The following is a 19138-nucleotide window of genomic DNA, read 5'->3' as shown; positions in this document are numbered from 1 at the left end:
GACGGCCAGGACCCCTCCGACGGCCGGCGGCGCGCCGACGACACGGACGCCCCCGACACCTCGGGCCGCGCCGACGACAACTCCTCCAACAACCGGAACGACTCCCACACCCGGAACGACTCCGACACCCCGGCCTCTGCCGACACCCCGGCCTCCGCAGACAACGCCGACCCCTCCGACAACCTGGACCACTCCACGTACCCGGAGAACCCGCCGGGCTCGCAGGGTCAGGGCAGCCCGAAGAAGCAGGAGCGGCCCGGGAGTTCGGCAGGACTCGTGGACCCGGTGAACGCCGGCAACTCGGGCCGTCCGGGCCGGCCGCTGCGTCCGCACGGGAGAGGGTGAGGCAGCTGACTGAGGGGGCGGGCCGGGGCGCGGTGCGTCCGCGTCTTCTTCCCGCGCGGCGGGAGGAGTTCTTCTAGGCTCGTCCCCATGGGTGATCGCGGAGGGGGAGCGCCGGTACCGGCCGGCCGGACACTGCGTCACTTCGTGGGTGACGCGGTCTGGCGGGACCTGCTGGGTCAGGTCTTCGAGCGCCCACACCCGGCCGGCAGCATGCTGCTCCGCCAGGGGGAGCCCGGGACACATGTGCTGGCCGTGCTGAGCGGGGTGGCCAAGGTGCTCCGGAGGGAGCGGAACGGGGACCTCACCCTGCTGGCCTTTCGGGGCCCCGGGGAACTCCTCGGCGAGGTCGCGGTGCTGGACGACGATGTGCGGTCGGCCAGCGTGGAGACGATCTCGTCGTGCACCGTGGGGGTCATCGGCAAGGCCGAGTTCCTGCGGTTCGTCGTGGACCACGACCTGTTTCCGGTGCTGGTGCGGTACGCCTTCACCAGGATGCGGGAGTCGGACGAGGCCCGCGGCGGTGGTGGGGGCACGCTGACCCGGCTGGCGGCCACCCTCGTGGGCCTGGCCGATATCGCCGGACAGCCGGCGGGCCGGCCCGGTGAGCCGCTGGAACTGGCCCTCACCCGCAATGAACTGGCCCAGTATCTGGGCATTTCCCGTAACACGATCTCGGCGACGCTCGCCGAGCTGGAGTCCTGCGACGTAGAGGCCGGGCGGAAGCGCATCGTCCTCGGTGATCTTCCCGCCCTGCGCCGGGTGTCCGGCGCTCCCGGCAGCTGACTTCTCGTCCGGTGTGGCATGTGTCACGCCGTCAGTGCACCGCGGGTGCACACCAGGGAACCGCCGCTCGCGAGACTCGGGTCGTGGAGCTGAACGAGGGATTCAGCCACCGGTCCATGGACGGCCCGTCCGCCTGTTCATGAACACCGGTGAGACCGCACGGGAAAGTCAAGGAGTTCCGATGTCACCGTCCCGCCCGGACCTGCCCGAAGCCAGTGCCCAGCCCTATTCCCGCAGCCGGCTGCTGCCGCCGTACCGGGGGATCGTGGCGGTCGACGCCAAGGACTTCACCGGGTATCCGGCGATCGAGCACGGCGCGATCAGCAAGGCCATCCCGCAGCTGCTCCAGACCTCGTTCGAACGGGCCGGTATCGCGGAGGTCTGGGCGGACCGGAGGTTCCCGGACTCCACCGGTGACGGGTATGTCTTCGGCTTCGATCCGGCGAAGATGCCGTTCGTCATCCACCCCTGGCTGAGCACCCTGCAGGACGTGCTGACCGAGTTCCATGTGCACTCCACGGGGGCGGTGCGCATCCGGCTCCGGGTGAGCCTGCACATCGGGCCGCTGCCCGACTCGGGGGAGGAGTACGACGGCAACGGCACTCCCCGGAACGACACCCACCGGCTGCTCGACTCCCGCCCGGTCAAGGCGATGCTGGCGGCCTCCAGCGCCAACATCACCCAGGTCGCCGCCATCCTCTCCGACCGCTGCTACCAGGACGCCGTGGTCAGCGGCTACACCGGACGGCACCCCGACCACTTCCTCCAGGTGCCGGCCACCGTCGAGGGCAAGCAGTTCGACCAGGCCGCCTGGCTGTACGTCCCGGCTCCGTCGGGCAACCTCTACGACCGCCGCGTTCTGGGTGACCGGGTGGTCGAGGACCACGAGTCCGGCCGTACGGAGCGCGGAGACGAGCCCCGGAGCACCCCGCGCCGGACCCCTGCCCCGCGGGTGCGGAACCGGGCCGATCACGGGAACGTGAACAGCGGGACCGTCTACGGCGGCCAGAGCGTCCGCAACGTCGAGACCGGCGGGGACTACATCGGCGGCGACTACGTGGGTGGCGACCGTTTCGGCGGCGACTACGTCGGCGGCAACAAGGCCGGCACGGTCCACGGCAACCAGGGCGACACCGTGCAGGGCGACAAGCACGAGGGTCGCCGGTGAGCGCCGAGGACGCGCGTCCGGAAATCCCGGCGGGTGGAGCGTCCCAGGAGGAGCCGGAACCCCCGGCTCCGGAAGGTGAGCCGGCGCCCGACGGGGACATCGGCTTCGCTGACCCGGACGAGGGGGACTTCGACGAGGGGGACCCCGATTACGGGCTCCAGGGCGAGGAGTTCGCGGATCTGCCGTTCGGCCGTCCGCGGCAGTCCGTGATCTACGCTCCGCACGCCAATATCAACACCGGTTCGGTGCACGGCGGTCAGCGGGTGGAGAACCGCGGCGGCGCCGCCGGCACCGGCGGGCGGCGGGTCGAGGCGCACGAGGGGCCCATCTCCGCGGTCGAGATCCTCGACGCCCAGGCGGGGTTCGCGGAGCCCGACTGGTTCCCCCAGGCCCTGCGGGAACTCGACAGCCGGCTGCTGTTCCTCACCGGCGAGCCCGGCACCGGTCGTCGCACCGCGGCGCTCAATCTGCTGCGCCGGCACAGCGGCGGCAGCATGGCCCTGCGGGCGGTCGACGGCGATATGGACTTCGCCTCCTGGCGCCCCAAGCACCGCGACACCCGTGGCTATCTGGTGGACGGACTGCTCCCGGACTACCCCCTGAAGCCCGGGATGGTCCGTCATCTGCAGTCCCTCCTGAGCACGGCCGACGCCCGCATGGTGGTCGTGCTGCCGGACGACCCGCAGCTCGTCCGGCGGCTGTCGCGCGACCTCCATGTCACCCCCGTCCGGTGCGCGCCACCGGAGGCCCGTGCGGTGTTCGACGCGCGCTTCGCGGAGGCGGTGCCGAACCCGGCGGAGCGCGCCCGGCTGCTGGCCCTGCTGGAACCCGGCCTGCTGGATGAACTGCTCGCCCCGGAGCTGGTGCCGGCCCAGGTGGCCGAGCTGGTGGCTGCGGTAGCAGCGGCGGAGGACGGCGGGCCGGACCTCGCCGGCATCCAGGACCGGCTGAGCTTCCTCGCGGAGGACGAGGTGCCGGATCTGCTGGCGACGCTGCGGGACGACGCCGACGGGCTCGCCTTCCTCCTCGCGACCTGCGTGTTCGAGGGGCTGGATCACCGGGTCGTCCGGGCGGAGGCGGAGCGGCTCCTGGCGCTGGCGGACGGGCGGCTCCACTCCGTCCTGCCGGAGGGCGCCGACGGCACCGACGAGGGCGGCGGGCGCGAGCGGCAGCGGACCCCGCGGCCCAATCCGCAGTTCGTCTTCCGGCGCTCCCTGGACGAGCTGCTGCGGACCGTCCGCGCCCAGTGCTCCCCCAGGGAGATCCGGTCGAACTCCGGCTACACCTACGCGGTGGAGGCGGTGCGCTTCACCCGGCACCGGCAGGCCGAGGCCGTACTGCGGCACGTCTGGCGGGAGTACGGACACCTGTCCGGCCTGCTGACGGACTGGATGGCGGACATCAGGGCCGAGCGGGAGCTGACCGAGCCGGTGGGCCGGGTGATGGGCCTGGCCGCCGGCTGGGGCGGCGGCCGCCGGGCTCTTCAGCACATCCGTACCCTTGCCGAGTCCAACCGCCGGACCAGCCGGACCATGGCCGCGTACGCGCTGGGCATGGCGGCCGGCGACCCCGTCCTGGCCACCGAGGTGAAATACCGCCTCAGCCTGTGGAGTGTGCAGAGGAGCTGGCAGCTGCGCTCCACCGTCGCGTACACCTGCGGCACCGACTTCGGGGCCTCGCGCCCCGAGGCGGCCATGCGGCTGCTGCGGTATGTGCCCCGTGGCCTTCCCGACGAGAACGAGCGCACCGTGGACCGGGCGGTCCGCGACGCATTGCGTGATCTGTTCGCCTCCGGCAGCCAGGCCACGGTCTTCCGGCACCTGGCCGAATGGGCCGACGGTGAGGGGCCGCTGGCCGACGTCGCGCTCCGGGCGTTCCCCCAGCTGCTCCAGCACACCTCGTGGTGTCAGGAACAGCTGGTCGCCGACGGTGAATTCGCGCCACAGATCATTGGACTCGTCCACCGGACCCTCAACGACGACGAGCTGTTCGCGGCCACCTGTAGCTCCGTGATCCTGTGGTGCCGGATGGCCGAATGGGGGGAACTGCCGCAGGTGGCCGTGGAGACCCTGCTCACCGCGCTCGCGGGGGACTTCCGGCACGGCGTGCTCCGCCTCTTCGTCGAGATCGAGCGGTCCGGCGTCCGCGACTCCGCCGGACTCGCCATCGCGCGCGACGCACTCAACACCTGGCGGCACGGCGAGCCGCCCCGGCAGCCGGCGAACGGCGGACCGCACCCGAACGGGAGAACGTCATGACGACCGACAGCAACCAGCCCGTCTACACCCTTGCCGCGCAGGCCCCTTGGCGGGAGATCCTGCGGCATCGCTGGTCCGGCCGCCTCGACCGGGCCCTGGTCCTGCGGGACCGCATCGGCGGCTATCACGTCCTGGGGTCCCGGAAGCGCTACGCGGCGCCGTACGGGGAGACCGCCGCGCCGGAGGCGGTCGCGCACGCGTCGGCCGCGCCCAGGCTGTTCGGCGGCTACGACAGCGCCTTTCACGTCCAGCTCCATGAGCAGTCGGGGACCCGGAGCGTCGCACTGCCCACCGTTTACGGCACGGAGTCGGTGGACGTCCGGGTGCTGTGGTGGGTGCACGACCCGGTCGAGGTGGTGCGCTCACGGACCGCGCACGGCTGGGACGCGGTGCGCAAGGACCTCGACCGGCGGCTGCGGCACCTGGAGGACGCCCACGCGGCCGAGGGGCAGACCGTCGGCGCGCCCGAGATCATGCACGAACTGGCCGCGCCGCAGGAGCTGGACGGCTTTGGCCTGACCTATCGCGTGACGGACATCTGCGGGCAGGAATCCGAGGGCGAGCTGCGGCTGGGGCAGCCGGGCGGGGCCGGTCTGCCGTACTCCTGGACCGCCAACCGGCGCGAGGAGTTCCAGTTCTGCGAGCAGGCTGTGCGCAACGGCCCGGTGTCGCTGGCGGCGCTCTGGTTGCTGCGGCACCCCGATCAGGTCAGCCAGGTGCTGGACTGGTCGGTGAATCACCGAAGTCTGCTCAAGGAAGAGACCAACTGGCAGGATGAAGTGGCCGGACTGCTGGGCCAGTTGACGGAGCAGGAACGGAAGGAACTCTCCGGGCTGCTGCGGGACCGCCTCGCCGGGCTGGGACGCCGCGTGCCCGGACCCTCCGCACCGCAAGACGAATCGTGGGACGGCCCGCAGGGGGCACCGGCGGACAAGTCGGCCGGCCGCCATGGGGTGAACGGCCGGTGGCGGGGGTCCGCGAAGGAGTGGTCGGCGTGAGGAGCCCGTCCGGCCGCCCGGCGCCGGTGCGCCCCATACCGCAGCGGGGTTCCCGGGCCGGTGCCGCCGTGCTGCGGCGGCGCCCGTCCCCGCAGCGGCACCGGCAGCTGCACCGGTCGCTGCGGGACCGCCGCGGCGCAGGCGCCCCTCCGGGGACGCCGCACCCGGAGACCCTGGCGGCGATGGAACGCTTCCTGGCCGCCAACGGTGTGGAGATCGCGCGGGCTGACACCAAGGCCGCGGTGCTGCTGGGCTTCATGGGAGCGGTGCTCGGCGCCTTCCTGACCGTGACCCGTGGCGCCGCGCCGGGGCACGCACCGGAGTCCTGGAAGGCGGACGTGCTGTGGTGGGGCGCGGTCGGCACCGCGCTGCTGGCCATCGTCTGCTTCGTCTGCGCCATCGCACCCCGGCGGCGCAGGGGAAGAAAACCCGGCCCGGCGGGCCCCGGCTACTTCGAGCACATCGGACGGGGCGAGGACGGCGACGGCCTCAGTCACGCCTTCGCCCGTATCGCGCACGACCCCACCGGCCCGCTGCTCGCCTCCGTTCGCCGGACCAGCGAGATCATCCGCTCCAAGTACCGCTGGATCGAGACCGGAACGGCGCTGCTGCTGGTCGCCCTTCCGCAGTTCGCCGCGGCGTTACAGCCGGGCTGATGAAGAGCGGAGGGGGTGCTCGGTCCGGTGGGCGCCCCCGTGCGGGCCGGCCCGCCCATTGTGCGGCGGCCTGACCTCCACCCCCGCCGCGCGCCGGCCCGTTCGCCGTGCACGACCCCACGCCCGCACCTCCCCCCTCCGTGGTGGAGTTCGCTGCACCCCGAAGACGGGTGCGGGCTCTCTCCTCCGTGTGCCCCGCCGTTTCTAACGTCGTCGGTGGACCGGTGATCCATCCGAACCAGGGGGAGGGCGTGGGTATGTTCCGGCGGAGGCGCGGTGCGGCGGCGACGGCTGGCGCGGAGCGGGGGGATCGGGGGGCCGACGCGCTCGTGCTGGCGGGGGTGGGCCGGGAGTACCGGCGTGGGGAGACCGCCCTGTACCCCGTCGACCTCGTGGTGCCCAGGGGCCGTTTCCTCGCGGTCATGGGGCCGTCCGGCTCGGGGAAGTCGACGTTGTTGCAGTGCGCCGCCGGGCTCGACCGGCCGACGGCGGGGACGGTGCGGATCGGCGGTACGGAGCTGTCCTCGCTCGGCGAGGCCGCGCTGACCCGGCTGCGGCGGGAGCGCATCGGTTTCGTGTTCCAGGCCCACCATCTCGTGCCGTCGCTGAGTGTCGCGGAGAATGTCGCGCTGCCGCTGCTGCTCGGGGGCACGGCCGGGACGGCGCGGGTCCGGCGCGGGCTGGTGGACGTCGGGCTGGCGGAGCGGGGGGACGCTGCGCCGTCGGAGCTGTCCGGCGGGCAGCGTCAGCGGGTCGCGGTGGCCCGAGCGCTGGTCACCGGGCCCGACATCGTCTTCGCCGACGAGCCCACCGGGTCCCTCGATCCCGCCACCGCACGGGACGTGCTCGCCCTGCTGCGCCGGGCCGTCGACCGGGACGGCCACACCGTCGTCATGGTCACCCACGATCCGGTCGCCGCCGCCTGGACGGACGCGGCGCTGTTCCTCGCCGGGGGACGGGTCGTCGGGCGTACGGAGCGCCCTCGGGCGAACGAAGTGAGCGCCGTCATGCGGGACTTGGGGCGGGCGGAGCGGGACCGGTGCAATGCGGAGCGCGACCGGTGTGATGAGGGGCGGTACCGCTGCGACGGGGAGCGGGAGTGCCGAGCGGAGGACGGGCGGGACGGGCGCGGGCCGTGCGAGGGGCCGGAAGGGAGGCGGGCCGCATGAAGGTGACCGCGTTTCTCGCCTCCCGGGCCGCCCGTGCCCACCGCAGGGCCTGGGCCGCCGTCTTCGCCGCGCTCGCCTTCACGTCCCTGCTGCTCGGCATCTTCGCGCTCGCGCTCGGCTCGGCCGCGCTCGGGCATCCGCGGGTGACGCGCTACGCGGCGGCGGACCTCGTCGTCGCCGGGGACCAGCACACCCGCTTCACCGCCACGCCCTGGGGCAGCGAGACCCGGACCGCCGAGGCCGGGCTCACCGGGCGGGTACGGGTTCCGGCGGGCGCCCTCGGCGTGGTGCGGCAGGTGCCCGGGGTGCGGGCGGCGGTCGCCGACGTGGTGTTCCCGGTGGGGCGGGACGGCCGGGCCGCCGTCGGACGGCCCTGGCCCGCCGCGCAACTGGCGCCGCACGCGCTACGGGACGGCCGGGCGCCGCGGCGTGCGGGCGAGGTCGTGGTGGGCGGCGGGGCCCGGCCCGGGGCGCGCACGGTGCTGCGGGCCGGCGGGGTGGACGCGGCGTACACCGTGGTCGGCGTCGCCGGCGGGCCGCGTACCGCCGTCTACTTCACCGCGGAGGAGGCTCGGCGACTGGCCGGGCATCCGGGGTCCCTGGACGCGGTCGGGGTGGTCGCCCGGCCCGGTGTGGAGACGGAGGCGCTGGCCGGCCGGGTGCGGGCGGCACTGGACGCGGCGGGGGCCGGGAGCGTGGGACCGCGGGCCGACGGGGACACCGCCGGGCTGCGCGTACTGACCGGCAACGGGCGCGGGGAGGCCGAGTTCCTCGACGCCGGACCGGCCCGGACGGGCCTTCTGGAGCTGCTCGGATCGGTGGCCGCCACCGTCCTGCTGACCGCACTGCTGGTGGTGTCGTCGACGGTGGTGCAGGCGCTGCGGCAACGCGCCGGGGAACTGGGGCTGTTGCGGATGGCCGGGGCGACGCCGCGGCAGGTGCGCGGTGCGGTGGGGAAGGAGGTGCGGCGGGTCGCGGTCGGGGCGGCGCTGCTGGGGGCCGCGGCCGCGTGCCCCGGGTATCTCGCGCTGCGCGGGGCACTGGACGCGCGCGGTGTGCTGCCGCCCGGCCTCGAACTCCCGCTGCCGGCCTGGCTGTGGTGCGCGCCGCTGGTCTCCGCCGGAGTGACCGTGCTGGTGGCGTGCCTCGCGGCGCTGATCGCCGGTGCCGGGGCCGCGAAACTGCGGCCCGCGGAGGCGCTGCGCGAACCGGCTCCCGGCACGGTGCGCAAGGTCACCGGGCTGGTGCTGCTGTTCCTGGGCATCAGCTCGGCGGGGACCGCGACCCTGCAGAGCGGGCCGGCCGCCGGTGCCGCGGCCGGGGTGGCGGCGGTGACGATGGTGAGCGCCTGTGCGCTGCTCGGGCCGTGGATCGCGGACGGTGCGCTGCGGGTGCTGGGGGCGCCGCTACGGCGGTACGGCGGTCCGGCCGGTTATCTCGCCGCCGCCAACTGCCGGGCGGCGGCGCGTCGTTCAGGAGCCGCGCTGACTCCCGTCGTGCTGGTCACCGCGTTCGCCGGGGTCCAGCTCTCGGCGGGCGCGACCCTCGGCCATGAGGCGGCGGCGCAGGCCCGCGAGGCGCTGCGGGCCGGCTTCGAGGTGCGGGCGGACGGTGGGCTGCCGGACGGTGCGATGGCGCGCCTCCGCGCCGTACCGGGGGTGCGGGCCGCGACGGACCTGGCGCACGGCACGGTGGTGCTGGCCCGGCGGGAGGCCGGGGAGCCGCGGCTCGACCGGCTGCCGGTGCTCGGTGTCACCCCGCAGCGGCTGACGCGCACCCTCGACCCGGGGGTGCGCGCGGGGACCGTACGGGAGCTGCGGCCCGGCACGGTCGCGGTCGGTGCCGACCGGGCGCGCTCGCTCGACCTGCGGCCCGGTTCGACGGTGCGGCTGCGCTTCGACGACGGGGCGCCGGCCCGGCTCCGGGTCGTCGCGCTCTACGAACGGTCCCTGGCGCTGGGGGACTTCCTCCTCTCCCGGGACGAGCTGCAGCGGCACGGAGCGCGGGCGGACGGCGCACGGGTGCTGGTCACGGCCGCACCGGGCGCCGACCGCACGGCGCTCGCGGCGGCGCTGGCGGCGGCGGTGCCGGGCGCGCGGGCGGCGCTCGCGCCCGCACCGGTCCGGGTCACGGCGGCGGACCAGGCGCTCACCGGACTCGTCACGGGGGCGGCGGTGTCGGCGATCGGCGGCTTCACGGTGATCTCGGTGCTCGGCACCCTGTCGCTGATCACCCTCGGCCGCCGCCCCGAACTGCGGCTGCTGCGCCTGACGGGGGCGGGACGGCGCACCCTGCGGCGGATGCTGCGGCTGGAGGCCGCGGCCACCGCGGTGACCGGCCTGGCCGTGGGAGCGGCGGTGGCCGCGGTGCCGCTCCTGGCGTTCAGCCTCGCGGTGGCCCGTACGGTGCCGTATCTGCCGGTGACGCAGGCCGCCTTGATCGTCGCCGTGGTCGCGGCGACGACGGCGACGGGGACACTGCTGCCGGCGCGGGCGGCGCTGCGGGGGCGGTATCCGGGGGACGTGGCGGGGGCGGGCGGGTAGGCAGGGGTGGGGCGCGGGTCTCTGGCGGGCCGTCGGGCGGGGCGGCGGTCTGCTGGACCGCCGGGGCGCCGACTCGCCGGTCCGCAGGACGGCCACGGCTCCCCGGTCAGCTCGCCGCCCCGCTTCCCACTCCCGCGCCCTACCCCCCGTTCACATACGCCAGCACCGCCAGCACCCGGCGATGGCCGCTGTCGCCGGCCGGCAGGCCCAGCTTCGCGAAGACGTTGCCGATGTGTTTGCTGACCGCCCGGTCGGACACCACCAGCAGCTGGGCGATGGTGGCGTTGTCCCGGCCCTCCGCCATCAGGTGCAGCACCTCCCGCTCGCGCGGTGTCAGCGCGGCGAGCGGATCGTCGCGACGGCGGGTCAGCAGCTCCGTGACCACCTCCGGGTCCAGCGCGGTACCGCCCGCGGCGACCCGTTCCAGCGCGTCCAGGAACTCGTCGACCCGGCCCACCCGGTCCTTCAGCAGATAGCCGACGCCGCTCGCGCCGCCGCCCAGCAGCTCGGTGGCGTAGGTCTCCTCCACGTACTGCGACAGCACCAGCACCGGCAGCCCGGGGATCTCCCGGCGGGCCGCCAGCGCCGCCCGCAGCCCCTCGTCACGGAATCCGGGCGGCATCCGGACGTCCAATACGGCGACGTCCGGGCGGTGTTCGAGGAGCGCGGGCAGCACCGCGGGCCCTTCGGCCGCCACCGCCACCACCTCGTGCCCGGCGGAGCTCAGCAGCAGCACCAGCCCCTCCCTGAGCAGCGCATTGTCCTCGGCGATCACCACGCGCACGGCAGCTCCACATCGATCACGGTCGGGCCCCCGGCGGGGCTGGTCACCTGCACGGTCCCGTCGAGCGCCGCGACCCGGCGCCGGATGCCGAGCAGCCCGCTGCCGCCCGGCGCTCCCGGGCCGGTCTCCGCCCCGCCGCATCCCTCGTCACGTACCGACAGCGTCAAACGGCCCGGCCCGCGGGCGAGTTCCACCCGGGCGCTGTCCGCACCGCTGTGTTTGGCGGCGTTAGTCAGGGCCTCCGCGACGACGAAGTACGCGGCCGCCTCGACCGCCGCCGGTGCCCGCGGGCCCTCTGCCGGCCCGTCCTCGCACACCGTCACCTCCAGTCCGCTGCTCGCCGCGAGCGCCCGTACGGCGCCCACCAGGCCGCGGTCGGTGAGGATCGGCGGATGGATGCCGCGGACGACCTGCCGCAGCTCGGTGAGGGCCTCCTCGGCCTGGTCCTGGGCGTCGTCGAGGAGCTTGCGGGCCGTCTCGGGGTCGGTGTCGTAGGCCCGCCGGGCGAGGCCCACCCGCATCGACAGGGCCACCAGCCGGGCCTGGGTGCCGTCGTGCAGATCCCGTTCGATACGCCGGAGTTCGGCGCCGTGCGCGGCGACGGCGCCGGCCCGGGTGACGGTCAGCTCCGCGACCCGCTCGGCGAGCCGGGCCTGCTGCCCGCTGTCCGGCGCGGGCCGCAGCAGCGCCCGCGACCAGGCCGCGTCGAGGTCGGCGAGGCGCTCGATCAGCGGCAGCACGACGGCCCGGTGCCGCAGCAGCCCGCACCACACCCCGTCGACGAGCAGCCCGACGGCCCACAACGGCAGCGTGAGGTAGGCCAGCAGCCAGCCGTAGCCGAAGTGCGCGGCGAGCCAGCGCAGATCCCGGTACGTGCCCGGATCGGCGAGGGCGGTGCGCACCCGCGCGAACAGCTCCCCGGAGAGCGGCAGATACGCCTCGGGCACCGCCGTGCCCGTCCACGCCGCCACCCGCCGCCGCTTGAACCCGGTCATCCGGCGCAGCATCAGCACCGTCTCGGGCAGCACGCCCGCGCCGATCACGATGACTGTCGCCACGGCGGTGAACAGCAGTACCCCGAGGAAGAGATACGACAGCAGTGCCAGCCCGCCGGCCGTCATCAGCTGGGCCGTGGCCCGTCCCGCCCGCCGGATGGTGTCCCCCATGGGCTCAGGCTAAGCGAACCCGCTCGCGCGGCGCGGGGGAGCGGGCTCCAGGGTTGGGGTGTAGCTGACTCCACCCCGCATCCGGGAGGTCGCTCTCTCGAACGGGCGGTGCGCGGCGGGCAGTCTCGGGTGCAGCGAAACGCGCTGCGGACCGCGGCGCGTGAACCCTCCGGAAGGAAGAACTCCATGAAGGCCCTGCTCTGGTTCGTGCTCCTGGTCGCCGTCACCGTGAACGTCTCCACCAGCTTCGCCTTCGACGGGGTGCAGCAGGTGCTGATCAGCGTCGGCAGCGGGGTCGTGGTGATCGGGTCGGGGGTGGGGCTGTTCCTGATGCGCGGCAAGCGCCCTGAGGCCGGGCGGTCCTGAGGCCTACCTGTATGGCGCTGTGAGGTGGGGACCGATGTTCACACAGTTGCGCCGCCTCGTCGCGGACATGGGCGGGCGTGATCGCCCCGGTCCCGATGACCACCGCGGCGGCCGGCACCGCGAACACCGCCTCCGGCAGCCGGAACGGCCGGACGACGGCGCAGGCCAGCACGACGAGCAGCATGGCCGGCGACAGGGATTCGGCGAGCACCATGCGCTGAATGATCCCTTCCGCGCGCTCGGTGTCCGCCTCGTGCCCTCGTTACCGCGGCGGCCCCGGCCCGTCGGCCCGCGGCCGGCCCCGACCGGGGCTCAGCGTGAGAGGAACTGCTGGCACTGGTACGGCCCGGCGGGCCCGTCCTGGCCGACCACGGTCACCTGGACCTTGTCCGGGCGGGTGCCGTGGACCAGGACCTCGGCGCGGGCGAGGGTGCAGACCAGCTGGCCGGTGGCCTGTTGCCGGGGGGAGCCGGCGTATCTGCCCGGGGTGTGCACGGTGACCTGACCGAGGTGGGCGGTGACGCGGAGGCCGGCGGCCGGCTGCACGAGATTGGTCAGGCCGGCCGCCCGCTCCTGCGCGGTGGGTCCCGCCATCAACAGCTTGAGCACATCCTCCAGTTGATCGATGGTCACATCGGGCCGCGGCGCCCCGCGCAGCCCGCGGTCCGAGGCGAAGTAGACCCGCATGCCCTGGGATATCCCGGAGGGCGCGCGGCCGCCGCTCATCACGCCGGTGGGCTGGACGCCGCAGCCCGCGCCGAGGAGGGCGAGCACACAGCAGAGGAGGGTGAGGCGGGTGCGCGTCATGAGGCGGAATCCGTACGGAGCGGGAGGCGGAGGGTGAAGACGGCGCCGGTGTCCGGGGCCGCGGGCGCGACCTCGATGGTGCCGTCGTGCAGCCGGGCGTTCTCCAGGGCGATGGCCATGCCCAGACCGCTGCCCTCGGAGCGGGTACGGGCGCTGTCGGCCTTGTAGAAGCGGTCGAAGACATGCCGGGCGACCTCGGGGGCCAGCCCCGGTCCGCGGTCGGCGACCGCGACGGTCAGCCAGTCGTCCGCGGCCCGGACGGTGACGGTCACCGGCGGTGCGCCGTGCCGCAACGCGTTGCCGACGAGGTTGGCGACGATGACATCGAGACGGCGGCGGTCCAGCCGGGCCCGGATGCCCGGCGGGAGGTCGGCCTCGACCCGGTCGGTCCAGCCGCGGGCCGCGAGCGAGCCGCGCACCGCCTCGGCCAGGTCCACCTCATGCACCGTCAGCGCCACCGCGCGGGCGTCGAAGCGGGATATCTCGATGAGGTCGTCGACCAGCCGGGCCAGCTTGGCGGTCTCCGCGCTGACCGTACGGGCCGCGTGCGCGGTGTCGGGGGTGAGCTGGTCGGCGTCCTCCTCCAGGACGCTGGAGACCATGGTCATGGCGGCGAGCGGGGTGCGCAGTTCATGGGAGACATCGGCGACGAACCGGCGCGCCAGGGCCTCCTGTTCGCGCAGCTCACCGACGGAGTGCTCCAGTGCGCAGGCCGTGTCGTTGAAGGTGTGGGCGAGCTCGGCGAGTTCGTCCCGGCCCTTCTCCTCGACCCGGATGCTCAGCTCGCCGGCGGCCAGCCGGCGGGTGGCCCGCGCCAGCCGGCGCACCGGCCGCAGCACCGTACGCACCGCCAGCAGCGCCAGGAGCATGGCCAGCGCCACGACGGGCAGCAGTCCGCGCTGCGCACTGCGCACCAGCTCGTCGGCGTCCCGCTCCTCCGCGGCCAGGGAGACGACCGCGAACACCTCGACCCCGGACTGCTGTCCCGCGCTGCCGTGCCGGGCCGAGGCGTCCAGGCGGACCGGGGCGCCCATCACCAGCCAGGGCTTCCCGTGGCGTGCCACCCGCTGGAGCGAGAGCCGGTTGTGGAGGCGCACCGCGGCCCGCAGCTCGGGGGTGATGCGGGTGCGGTCCGCGGACGGGTCGGAGAAGGCGGTGAAGTCGCGGTACTGCGTGACGACCAGCGAGCCGCGCACACCGGCCGAGATGTCGGAGGCGAACTGGGCCATGGAGCGCGGGTCGGTAGGCACGTCGAGCTCCGCGGCCAGCAGCTCTACGCGGTTGCGGAAGTCATCGACGGCGGCGTTCTGGGCCCGCTTGAGGACCGCGTCGCGCGACTCCTGGTACGCCAGTGCCGTGGCGGTGACCGAGCTGATGAGGGTCACCACGATGACGGTGATGACCATCCGGCAGCGGAGCCCGTCCAGGCGCGGGAGCCGGGCGAGCCGCATCCGGGCCCGCGACGCGGCCGTTCCCGCCGCCGGAGCGGAAGCCGGCCCTGTCGTCGCCGCCCCCGTCGTCTCCGCCGCCCCCGTCGTCCCCCGCGCCTCCGTCGTCGTCATCGCGCGCTCACAGCGGGCCGAAGCGATAGCCGAAGCCGCGCACCGTCTGGATGTAGCGCGGCCTGCCGGGGAGGTCCTCCAGCTTGGCGCGCAGCCGCCCGACCGCCGCGTCCACCAGCCGGGAGTCGCCCAGGAAGTCGTGCTCCCAGACGCTTTCGAGGAGTTGCTCCCGGCTGAAGACCCGGCCGGGGGCGGCCGACAGCTCCAGCAGCAGCCGCAGTTCGGTGGGCGGCAGGGGGAGGGGTGCGCCGTGCTTGGTCACGGCCAGGCCGGCCCGGTCGATGACGAGGCCGTCGAAGTCGTCGGTGTCCGTGCGGGAGACCGGGCCGGCCCGCCGCAGCGCCGCCCGGATACGGGCCTCCAGCACCCGGCCAGTGATCGGCTTGACCACGTAGTCGTCGGCGCCCGCCTCCAGTCCGCTGACCACGTCCAGATCGTCGCCGCGCGAGGTGAGCATGATGATCGGCAGCTGGCCGCGGCTGCGGATGCGGCGGCAGACCTCGAAGCCGTCGATACCGGGCAGCATCAGATCGACCACCGCGATCTCGATGCCGCCCGCGCGCGGCCGGGCCAGCAGCTCCAGCCCGTCCTCGCCGGTGGCGACGCCCTCGACCTGATGGCCGTGGCGGCGCAGCACCAGCTCCATTCCGTCCCGGACGGAGGTGTCGTCCTCGATCAACAGCACATGCGGCATAAGGCGATTATGGGCGAGGATTTGTGCAGCTCAGGAGTTATCCACAGGGCGAAAAAGCGCGCCGGTGGCATTGTTACGTTCCCATCATGCGGTGATGCAGTGACCACCAAGCACGGCCCGGAAATTGGCCGCATGAAGCAGAAGACACGCTCCCGCTCCCGTGCCGCACGCCTCGCGCTGCTGATCGCCGTCCCCGCCCTCGCCCTGACCACCGCCTGCGGTGGCGCGGAGTCCTCCGGCGACGGCGTCGCCTCCGTCAGCAACGCGCCCAAGACCGGCGAAAGCAAGGCCGGCGCCGACGCCTCCGGAGGTGCCGCCCAGGGCAAGAGCGCTTTCTACGACGCCCAGATGAAGTACGTCCAGTGCATGCGCAAGAACGTCGACAAGGACTTCCCCGATCCCAAGCTGAGCGGCTATCTCGACTGGACGAAGATCGACGAACTCCAGGAGAAGCCGGGCAACGAGGAGATCGCCAAGGGCGGCAAGGACGGCGTCTGCACGAAGGACATGCTGAACGCCGCGAAGCTGGAGCCGCGCCGCGACACCCAGAAGGAATACGAGTCGATGCTCGCGCACGCCAAGTGCATGCGCGCCAACGGCGTCTCGAAGTTCACCAACCCGCAGCTCCAGGACGGCAATGTCATCCCCGGCGGTGACCCCAACCCCGGCTCGCCGGAGATCTCCCCGGACTCGCCCTCGTACAAGCGGGCCCAGCAGGCGTGCAAGGACAAGCTCCTCGACGGACTGGACGGCAGGCAGTGACCGAGCCACGCAAGCGCCGCCGGTGGCTCACCGCCCTGGCGGCCGCGGTCACCGCCACCGCCGCGACCGCCGGGGTCATGATCCTGACCAACACCGGCAAGGACCCGGCGGCCGACGCCAGGAAGTCCGCCGCGCCGCCCACCACGACCGAGATCACCCGCACCGACCTGGTGCAGAGCAAGACCGTCGACGGACAGCTGGACTACGCACAGCGCCGGGCGGTGAAGTCCCCCGTGGAGGGCACGGTCACCAAGGCCGCCGAGCCGGGCCGGACGGTGGCGCTCGGCCAGCGGCTGTACGAGCGCGACGCCCGTCCGGTGGTGCTCCTCTACGGCTCGACCCCGGTGTACCGCGCGATGAAGGCCGGCGACCGCGGCCCGGACGTCCTCCAACTGGAGCGCAGCCTCCGCGATCTGGGCTTCGGCTCCGGGCTGTACGTGGACACCCGCTTCGACGCGGCGACCAAGGCCGCCGTCAAGTCCTGGCAGAAGTCCCTCGGGATGACCGAGGCCAACGGCGAGGTCGGCAAGGGGGATGTGGTCTTCCAGCGCGGCCCGGTGCGGGTGGTGTCCGCCGACGCCGCCCTCGCCGACGGCATCGGCCCGGACACCAAGGTCCTGACGGTCGCCTCCACCAAGCCGGTCGTCCGGGCGCAGCTCGACCAGGCCGACCGGGCGCTGGCCACCGGGGGCACCACGGCGGAGGTCTCCCTGCCCAGCGGCGGCACCCGGCGCGGCAAGGTCAGCGGGACCGTGGTTCCCGAGAGTTCTGACGGCGCCGCCGAGGACGGGGCCGCCGCGTCCGGCGACGGTGACGTCGAGGTCGAGATCACCCTCACCGGCGGCGGCGAACTCACCGAGAAGGACCGGCAGGGCACGCTGAGCGTGAAGTTCGTCAGTGAGAGCCGCAAGGACGTGCTGACGGTGCCGGTCGAGGCGGTCGTCGCGCTGCGCGAGGGCGGCTACGGGCTGGAGCTGGTCCAGGGCAGGAAGACGCGCATGGTGCAGGTCGAGACCGGTCTGACGGCCGACGGCCGGATCGAGGTCAGCGGGGCCGGGCTGCGCGAGGGCCTGAAGGTCGGAGCGGCCGAGCAATGACAGCCGTGATCGAACTGCGCGGCGCCACCAAGTCCTACCCCGGCGGGGTGCACGCCCTGCGGGGTGTGGACCTCCGGGTGGCGCGCGGCGAACTGACCGCCATCGTCGGCCCGTCCGGCTCCGGCAAGTCCACTCTGCTCAACCTGCTCGGCACCCTCGACCGGGCCACCTCCGGCGAGGTCCGGGTGGCCGGGTACGACGTGAGCCGGCTGTCCGACGCCCAGCTCTCCGCCCTGCGCGCCCGGCACATCGGCTTCGTCTTCCAGCACTTCCACCTCGCCCCCGGCCGCAGCGCCCAGGACAACGTCGCCGACGGTCTCCTCTACGACGGCACGGGCCTGCGCGAGCGCCGGGCCCGCGCCCGCGCCGCCCTGGAAGAGGTGGGGCTCGGGCACCGCATCGGCCACCTCGCGCACCAGCTCTCGGGCGGCGAGAAGCAGCGGGTGGCGATCGCCCGCGCGCTGGTCGGCGAGCCCGATCTGCTGCTCGCGGACGAACCGACCGGCGCGCTGGACACCGCCTCCGGCGCGCGGGTCATGAACCTCATCCGTGAGCAGCACGCGGCCGGCCGGACGGTCTGCGTCATCACCCACGACAACGACATCGCCGACTCGCTGCCCCGCCGTATCCGCTTCCGCGACGGCGAGATCGTCGAGGACTCCGGTGCCCCTCCGGCCGCTCCCGCCGGACCCGGCTCACCCGGGGAGCCCACCGAGGAGGTGACCCGATGAGCGGCCCCGCACTCCGCGCGGCCCGGCTCTCCCCGGCGGATGTGCTGCGGGTCGGCGCCGAGGGCCTGCGCAGCCGCCGTACCCGGGTCGTGCTCTCCGCCCTCGGCATCGCGATCGGCATCGCCACGATGGTCGCGGTCGTCGGCCTGTCCACGTCCAGCCGCGCCGATCTGCTCGCCCGACTGGACCGGCTCGGCACCAATCTGCTCACCGCAGAGGCGGGCCGGGACGCGACCGGTGAGGAGATCAAGTTCCCCCGGAGCGCGGTGGCGATGGTCGAACGGATCGGCCCCGTCCAGCACGCCACCGCCACCGGCGCGGTCGACGCCCGGGTGCGGCGCAGCGACGCGGTGCCGGAGGAGCTGGCGTCCGGGGTCACGGTCCAGGCCGCCCGTCCCGATCTGCTCGACGCCCTCAACGCCCGGGTGGACCGGGGGAGATGGCTGGACCGCGCGGGCGAACGCCTGCCCACGGTCGTCCTGGGCTCGGTCGCCGCCGACCGCCTCGGGGTCACCGCACCCGGCGCCAAGATCCTGCTGAACGACCGCTGGTACGTCGTCACCGGCATCCTCGCCCCCATCGAGCTGGTGCCGACCCTGGACCGGGTCGCCCTGGTCGGATACCCCTCCGCCGAGCGGTACTTGGGCTTCGACGGCCATCCGACCACCGTCTTCGAGCGCTCCACGGACGCGTCCGTCGAGGCGGTGCAGGGGGTGCTGGCCCGTACGGTCAGTCCGGGCAACGAGGCCGGGGTGAAGGTCTCCCGGCCCTCCGACGCCCTCGCGGCCAAGGCCGCCACCGACAAGGGGCTGACCTCGCTGATGCTCGGCCTCGGCGCGGTGGCGCTGCTGGTCGGCGGGGTGGGCGTGGCCAACACCATGGTCATCTCCGTGCTGGAGCGCCGTCAGGAGATCGGGCTGCGCCGGGCCCTGGGCGCGACGCGGGGCTCGATCCGTCTCCAATTCCTCACCGAGTCCCTGCTGTTGTCGGCGCTCGGCGGGCTGGCGGGCGCGGCCCTCGGCGCCGCCGCCACCGTCGCCTTCGCCCGCGCCCAGGGGTGGACCGCCGTCGTACCGCCCTGGTCACTGGCCGGCGGACTGGGCGCCACCCTGGTCATCGGGGTCGTCGCCGGTCTGTACCCGGCCGTACGGGCCTCCCGGCTGCATCCGACGGTGGCGCTCAGCGCGACCTGACCCGGCGACGGCGGCCTTCGGCGGCGTCCGTACGGCCCGCCCGGGGCCCGTACGGA

General features: G+C 74.2%; 18 protein-coding genes and 1 pseudogene. 14 read left to right on the top strand and 5 right to left on the bottom strand.

Annotation, left to right across the window (positions count from 1 at the left end):
- From ACFW5B_RS34190 to ACFW5B_RS34155, 8 genes and pseudogenes are all read left to right on the top strand, one after another.
- Positions 1–345, top strand: a pseudogene (locus ACFW5B_RS34190) (chitin-binding protein); the annotation flags it as partial.
- Positions 346–432: 87 nt separating this feature from the next.
- The gene (locus ACFW5B_RS34185; RefSeq protein WP_386448643.1) at positions 433–1128 is read left to right on the top strand and encodes a Crp/Fnr family transcriptional regulator; all 696 of its coding nucleotides are present in this window, start codon (positions 433–435) and stop codon (positions 1126–1128) included.
- 181 nt (positions 1129–1309) lie between these two features.
- Positions 1310–2296: a hypothetical protein gene (locus ACFW5B_RS34180; RefSeq protein WP_386448640.1), complete on the top strand. Its 987-nt coding sequence runs from the start codon at positions 1310–1312 to the stop codon at positions 2294–2296.
- Positions 2293–4554, top strand: a complete 2262-nt coding sequence (locus ACFW5B_RS34175) for a hypothetical protein (RefSeq protein ID WP_386448637.1) — start codon at positions 2293–2295, stop codon at positions 4552–4554. The genes ACFW5B_RS34180 and ACFW5B_RS34175 overlap by 4 nt, the downstream gene beginning before the upstream one ends.
- Positions 4551–5552, top strand: coding sequence for a hypothetical protein (locus ACFW5B_RS34170; RefSeq protein ID WP_386448635.1), 1002 nt, complete (start codon positions 4551–4553; stop codon positions 5550–5552). The genes ACFW5B_RS34175 and ACFW5B_RS34170 overlap by 4 nt, the downstream gene beginning before the upstream one ends.
- On the top strand, positions 5549–6208 hold the full coding sequence (locus ACFW5B_RS34165; RefSeq protein ID WP_386448632.1) for a Pycsar system effector family protein: 660 nt from the start codon (positions 5549–5551) through the stop codon (positions 6206–6208). Before ACFW5B_RS34170 ends, ACFW5B_RS34165 begins: the two co-directional genes overlap by 4 nt.
- A gap of 257 nt (positions 6209–6465) precedes the next feature.
- Positions 6466–7377, top strand: coding sequence for an ABC transporter ATP-binding protein (locus ACFW5B_RS34160; protein ID WP_386448629.1), 912 nt, complete (start codon positions 6466–6468; stop codon positions 7375–7377).
- The gene (locus ACFW5B_RS34155) at positions 7374–9920 is read left to right on the top strand and encodes an FtsX-like permease family protein (protein ID WP_386448626.1); all 2547 of its coding nucleotides are present in this window, start codon (positions 7374–7376) and stop codon (positions 9918–9920) included. Before ACFW5B_RS34160 ends, ACFW5B_RS34155 begins: the two co-directional genes overlap by 4 nt.
- 139 nt (positions 9921–10059) lie before the next feature.
- Here ACFW5B_RS34155 and ACFW5B_RS34150 read toward each other — a convergent pair whose 3' ends face one another.
- Together ACFW5B_RS34150 and ACFW5B_RS34145 are read right to left on the bottom strand one after the other, a co-directional pair.
- Positions 10060–10704, bottom strand: a complete 645-nt coding sequence (locus ACFW5B_RS34150; protein WP_386448623.1) for a response regulator — start codon at positions 10702–10704, stop codon at positions 10060–10062.
- On the bottom strand, positions 10692–11870 hold the full coding sequence (locus ACFW5B_RS34145) for a sensor histidine kinase (protein ID WP_386448620.1): 1179 nt from the start codon (positions 11868–11870) through the stop codon (positions 10692–10694). Before ACFW5B_RS34145 ends, ACFW5B_RS34150 begins: the two co-directional genes overlap by 13 nt.
- Before the next feature lie 186 nt (positions 11871–12056).
- Between ACFW5B_RS34145 and ACFW5B_RS34140 the strand changes: the two genes are divergently transcribed.
- Together ACFW5B_RS34140 and ACFW5B_RS34135 are read left to right on the top strand one after the other, a co-directional pair.
- Positions 12057–12236 carry a hypothetical protein gene (locus ACFW5B_RS34140; protein ID WP_386448617.1) on the top strand — a complete coding sequence of 60 codons (180 nt, stop codon included), beginning with the start codon at positions 12057–12059 and terminating at the stop codon, positions 12234–12236.
- A 77-nt stretch (positions 12237–12313) separates the two neighbouring features.
- Complete coding sequence (locus ACFW5B_RS34135; protein WP_386448614.1) at positions 12314–12457, top strand: hypothetical protein; 144 nt, start codon at positions 12314–12316, stop codon at positions 12455–12457.
- 91 nt (positions 12458–12548) lie between these two features.
- Here ACFW5B_RS34135 and ACFW5B_RS34130 read toward each other — a convergent pair whose 3' ends face one another.
- From ACFW5B_RS34130 to ACFW5B_RS34120, 3 genes are read right to left on the bottom strand one after another with little or no spacing between them, the layout of a single operon-like run.
- The gene (locus ACFW5B_RS34130) at positions 12549–13043 is read right to left on the bottom strand and encodes a GerMN domain-containing protein (RefSeq protein ID WP_386448611.1); all 495 of its coding nucleotides are present in this window, start codon (positions 13041–13043) and stop codon (positions 12549–12551) included.
- Positions 13040–14605, bottom strand: a complete 1566-nt coding sequence (locus ACFW5B_RS34125) for an ATP-binding protein (protein WP_386448607.1) — start codon at positions 14603–14605, stop codon at positions 13040–13042. The genes ACFW5B_RS34130 and ACFW5B_RS34125 overlap by 4 nt, the downstream gene beginning before the upstream one ends.
- Positions 14606–14612: 7 nt before the next feature.
- Complete coding sequence (locus ACFW5B_RS34120; protein ID WP_386448604.1) at positions 14613–15299, bottom strand: winged helix-turn-helix domain-containing protein; 687 nt, start codon at positions 15297–15299, stop codon at positions 14613–14615.
- Positions 15300–15431: 132 nt separating this feature from the next.
- On the opposite strand from ACFW5B_RS34120, the gene ACFW5B_RS34115 reads away from it, so the two are divergent.
- The 4 genes from ACFW5B_RS34115 to ACFW5B_RS34100 all read left to right on the top strand — a co-directional run bounded on the left by ACFW5B_RS34115 (position 15432) and on the right by ACFW5B_RS34100 (position 19082).
- Entirely contained in the window at positions 15432–16061 is a 630-nt protein-coding gene (locus tag ACFW5B_RS34115) for a hypothetical protein (protein WP_386448601.1), read from the top strand.
- A 77-nt stretch (positions 16062–16138) separates the two neighbouring features.
- Positions 16139–17158: a peptidoglycan-binding protein gene (locus tag ACFW5B_RS34110; protein ID WP_386448646.1), complete on the top strand. Its 1020-nt coding sequence runs from the start codon at positions 16139–16141 to the stop codon at positions 17156–17158.
- Positions 17155–17889: an ABC transporter ATP-binding protein gene (locus ACFW5B_RS34105; RefSeq protein ID WP_386448598.1), complete on the top strand. Its 735-nt coding sequence runs from the start codon at positions 17155–17157 to the stop codon at positions 17887–17889. Before ACFW5B_RS34110 ends, ACFW5B_RS34105 begins: the two co-directional genes overlap by 4 nt.
- A complete protein-coding gene (locus ACFW5B_RS34100) occupies positions 17886–19082 on the top strand; it encodes an ABC transporter permease (protein ID WP_386448595.1) in 1197 nt (398 codons plus the stop codon). The genes ACFW5B_RS34105 and ACFW5B_RS34100 overlap by 4 nt, the downstream gene beginning before the upstream one ends.
- Positions 19083–19138: the final 56 nt, after the last annotated feature.

This window comes from Streptomyces sp. NPDC058773 (genome assembly GCF_042746015.1).
GTDB lineage: Bacteria > Actinomycetota > Actinomycetes > Streptomycetales > Streptomycetaceae > Streptomyces.
Note: the sequence above shows the minus strand (reverse complement) of the source record. Positions and strands in the feature narration are given on the sequence as shown.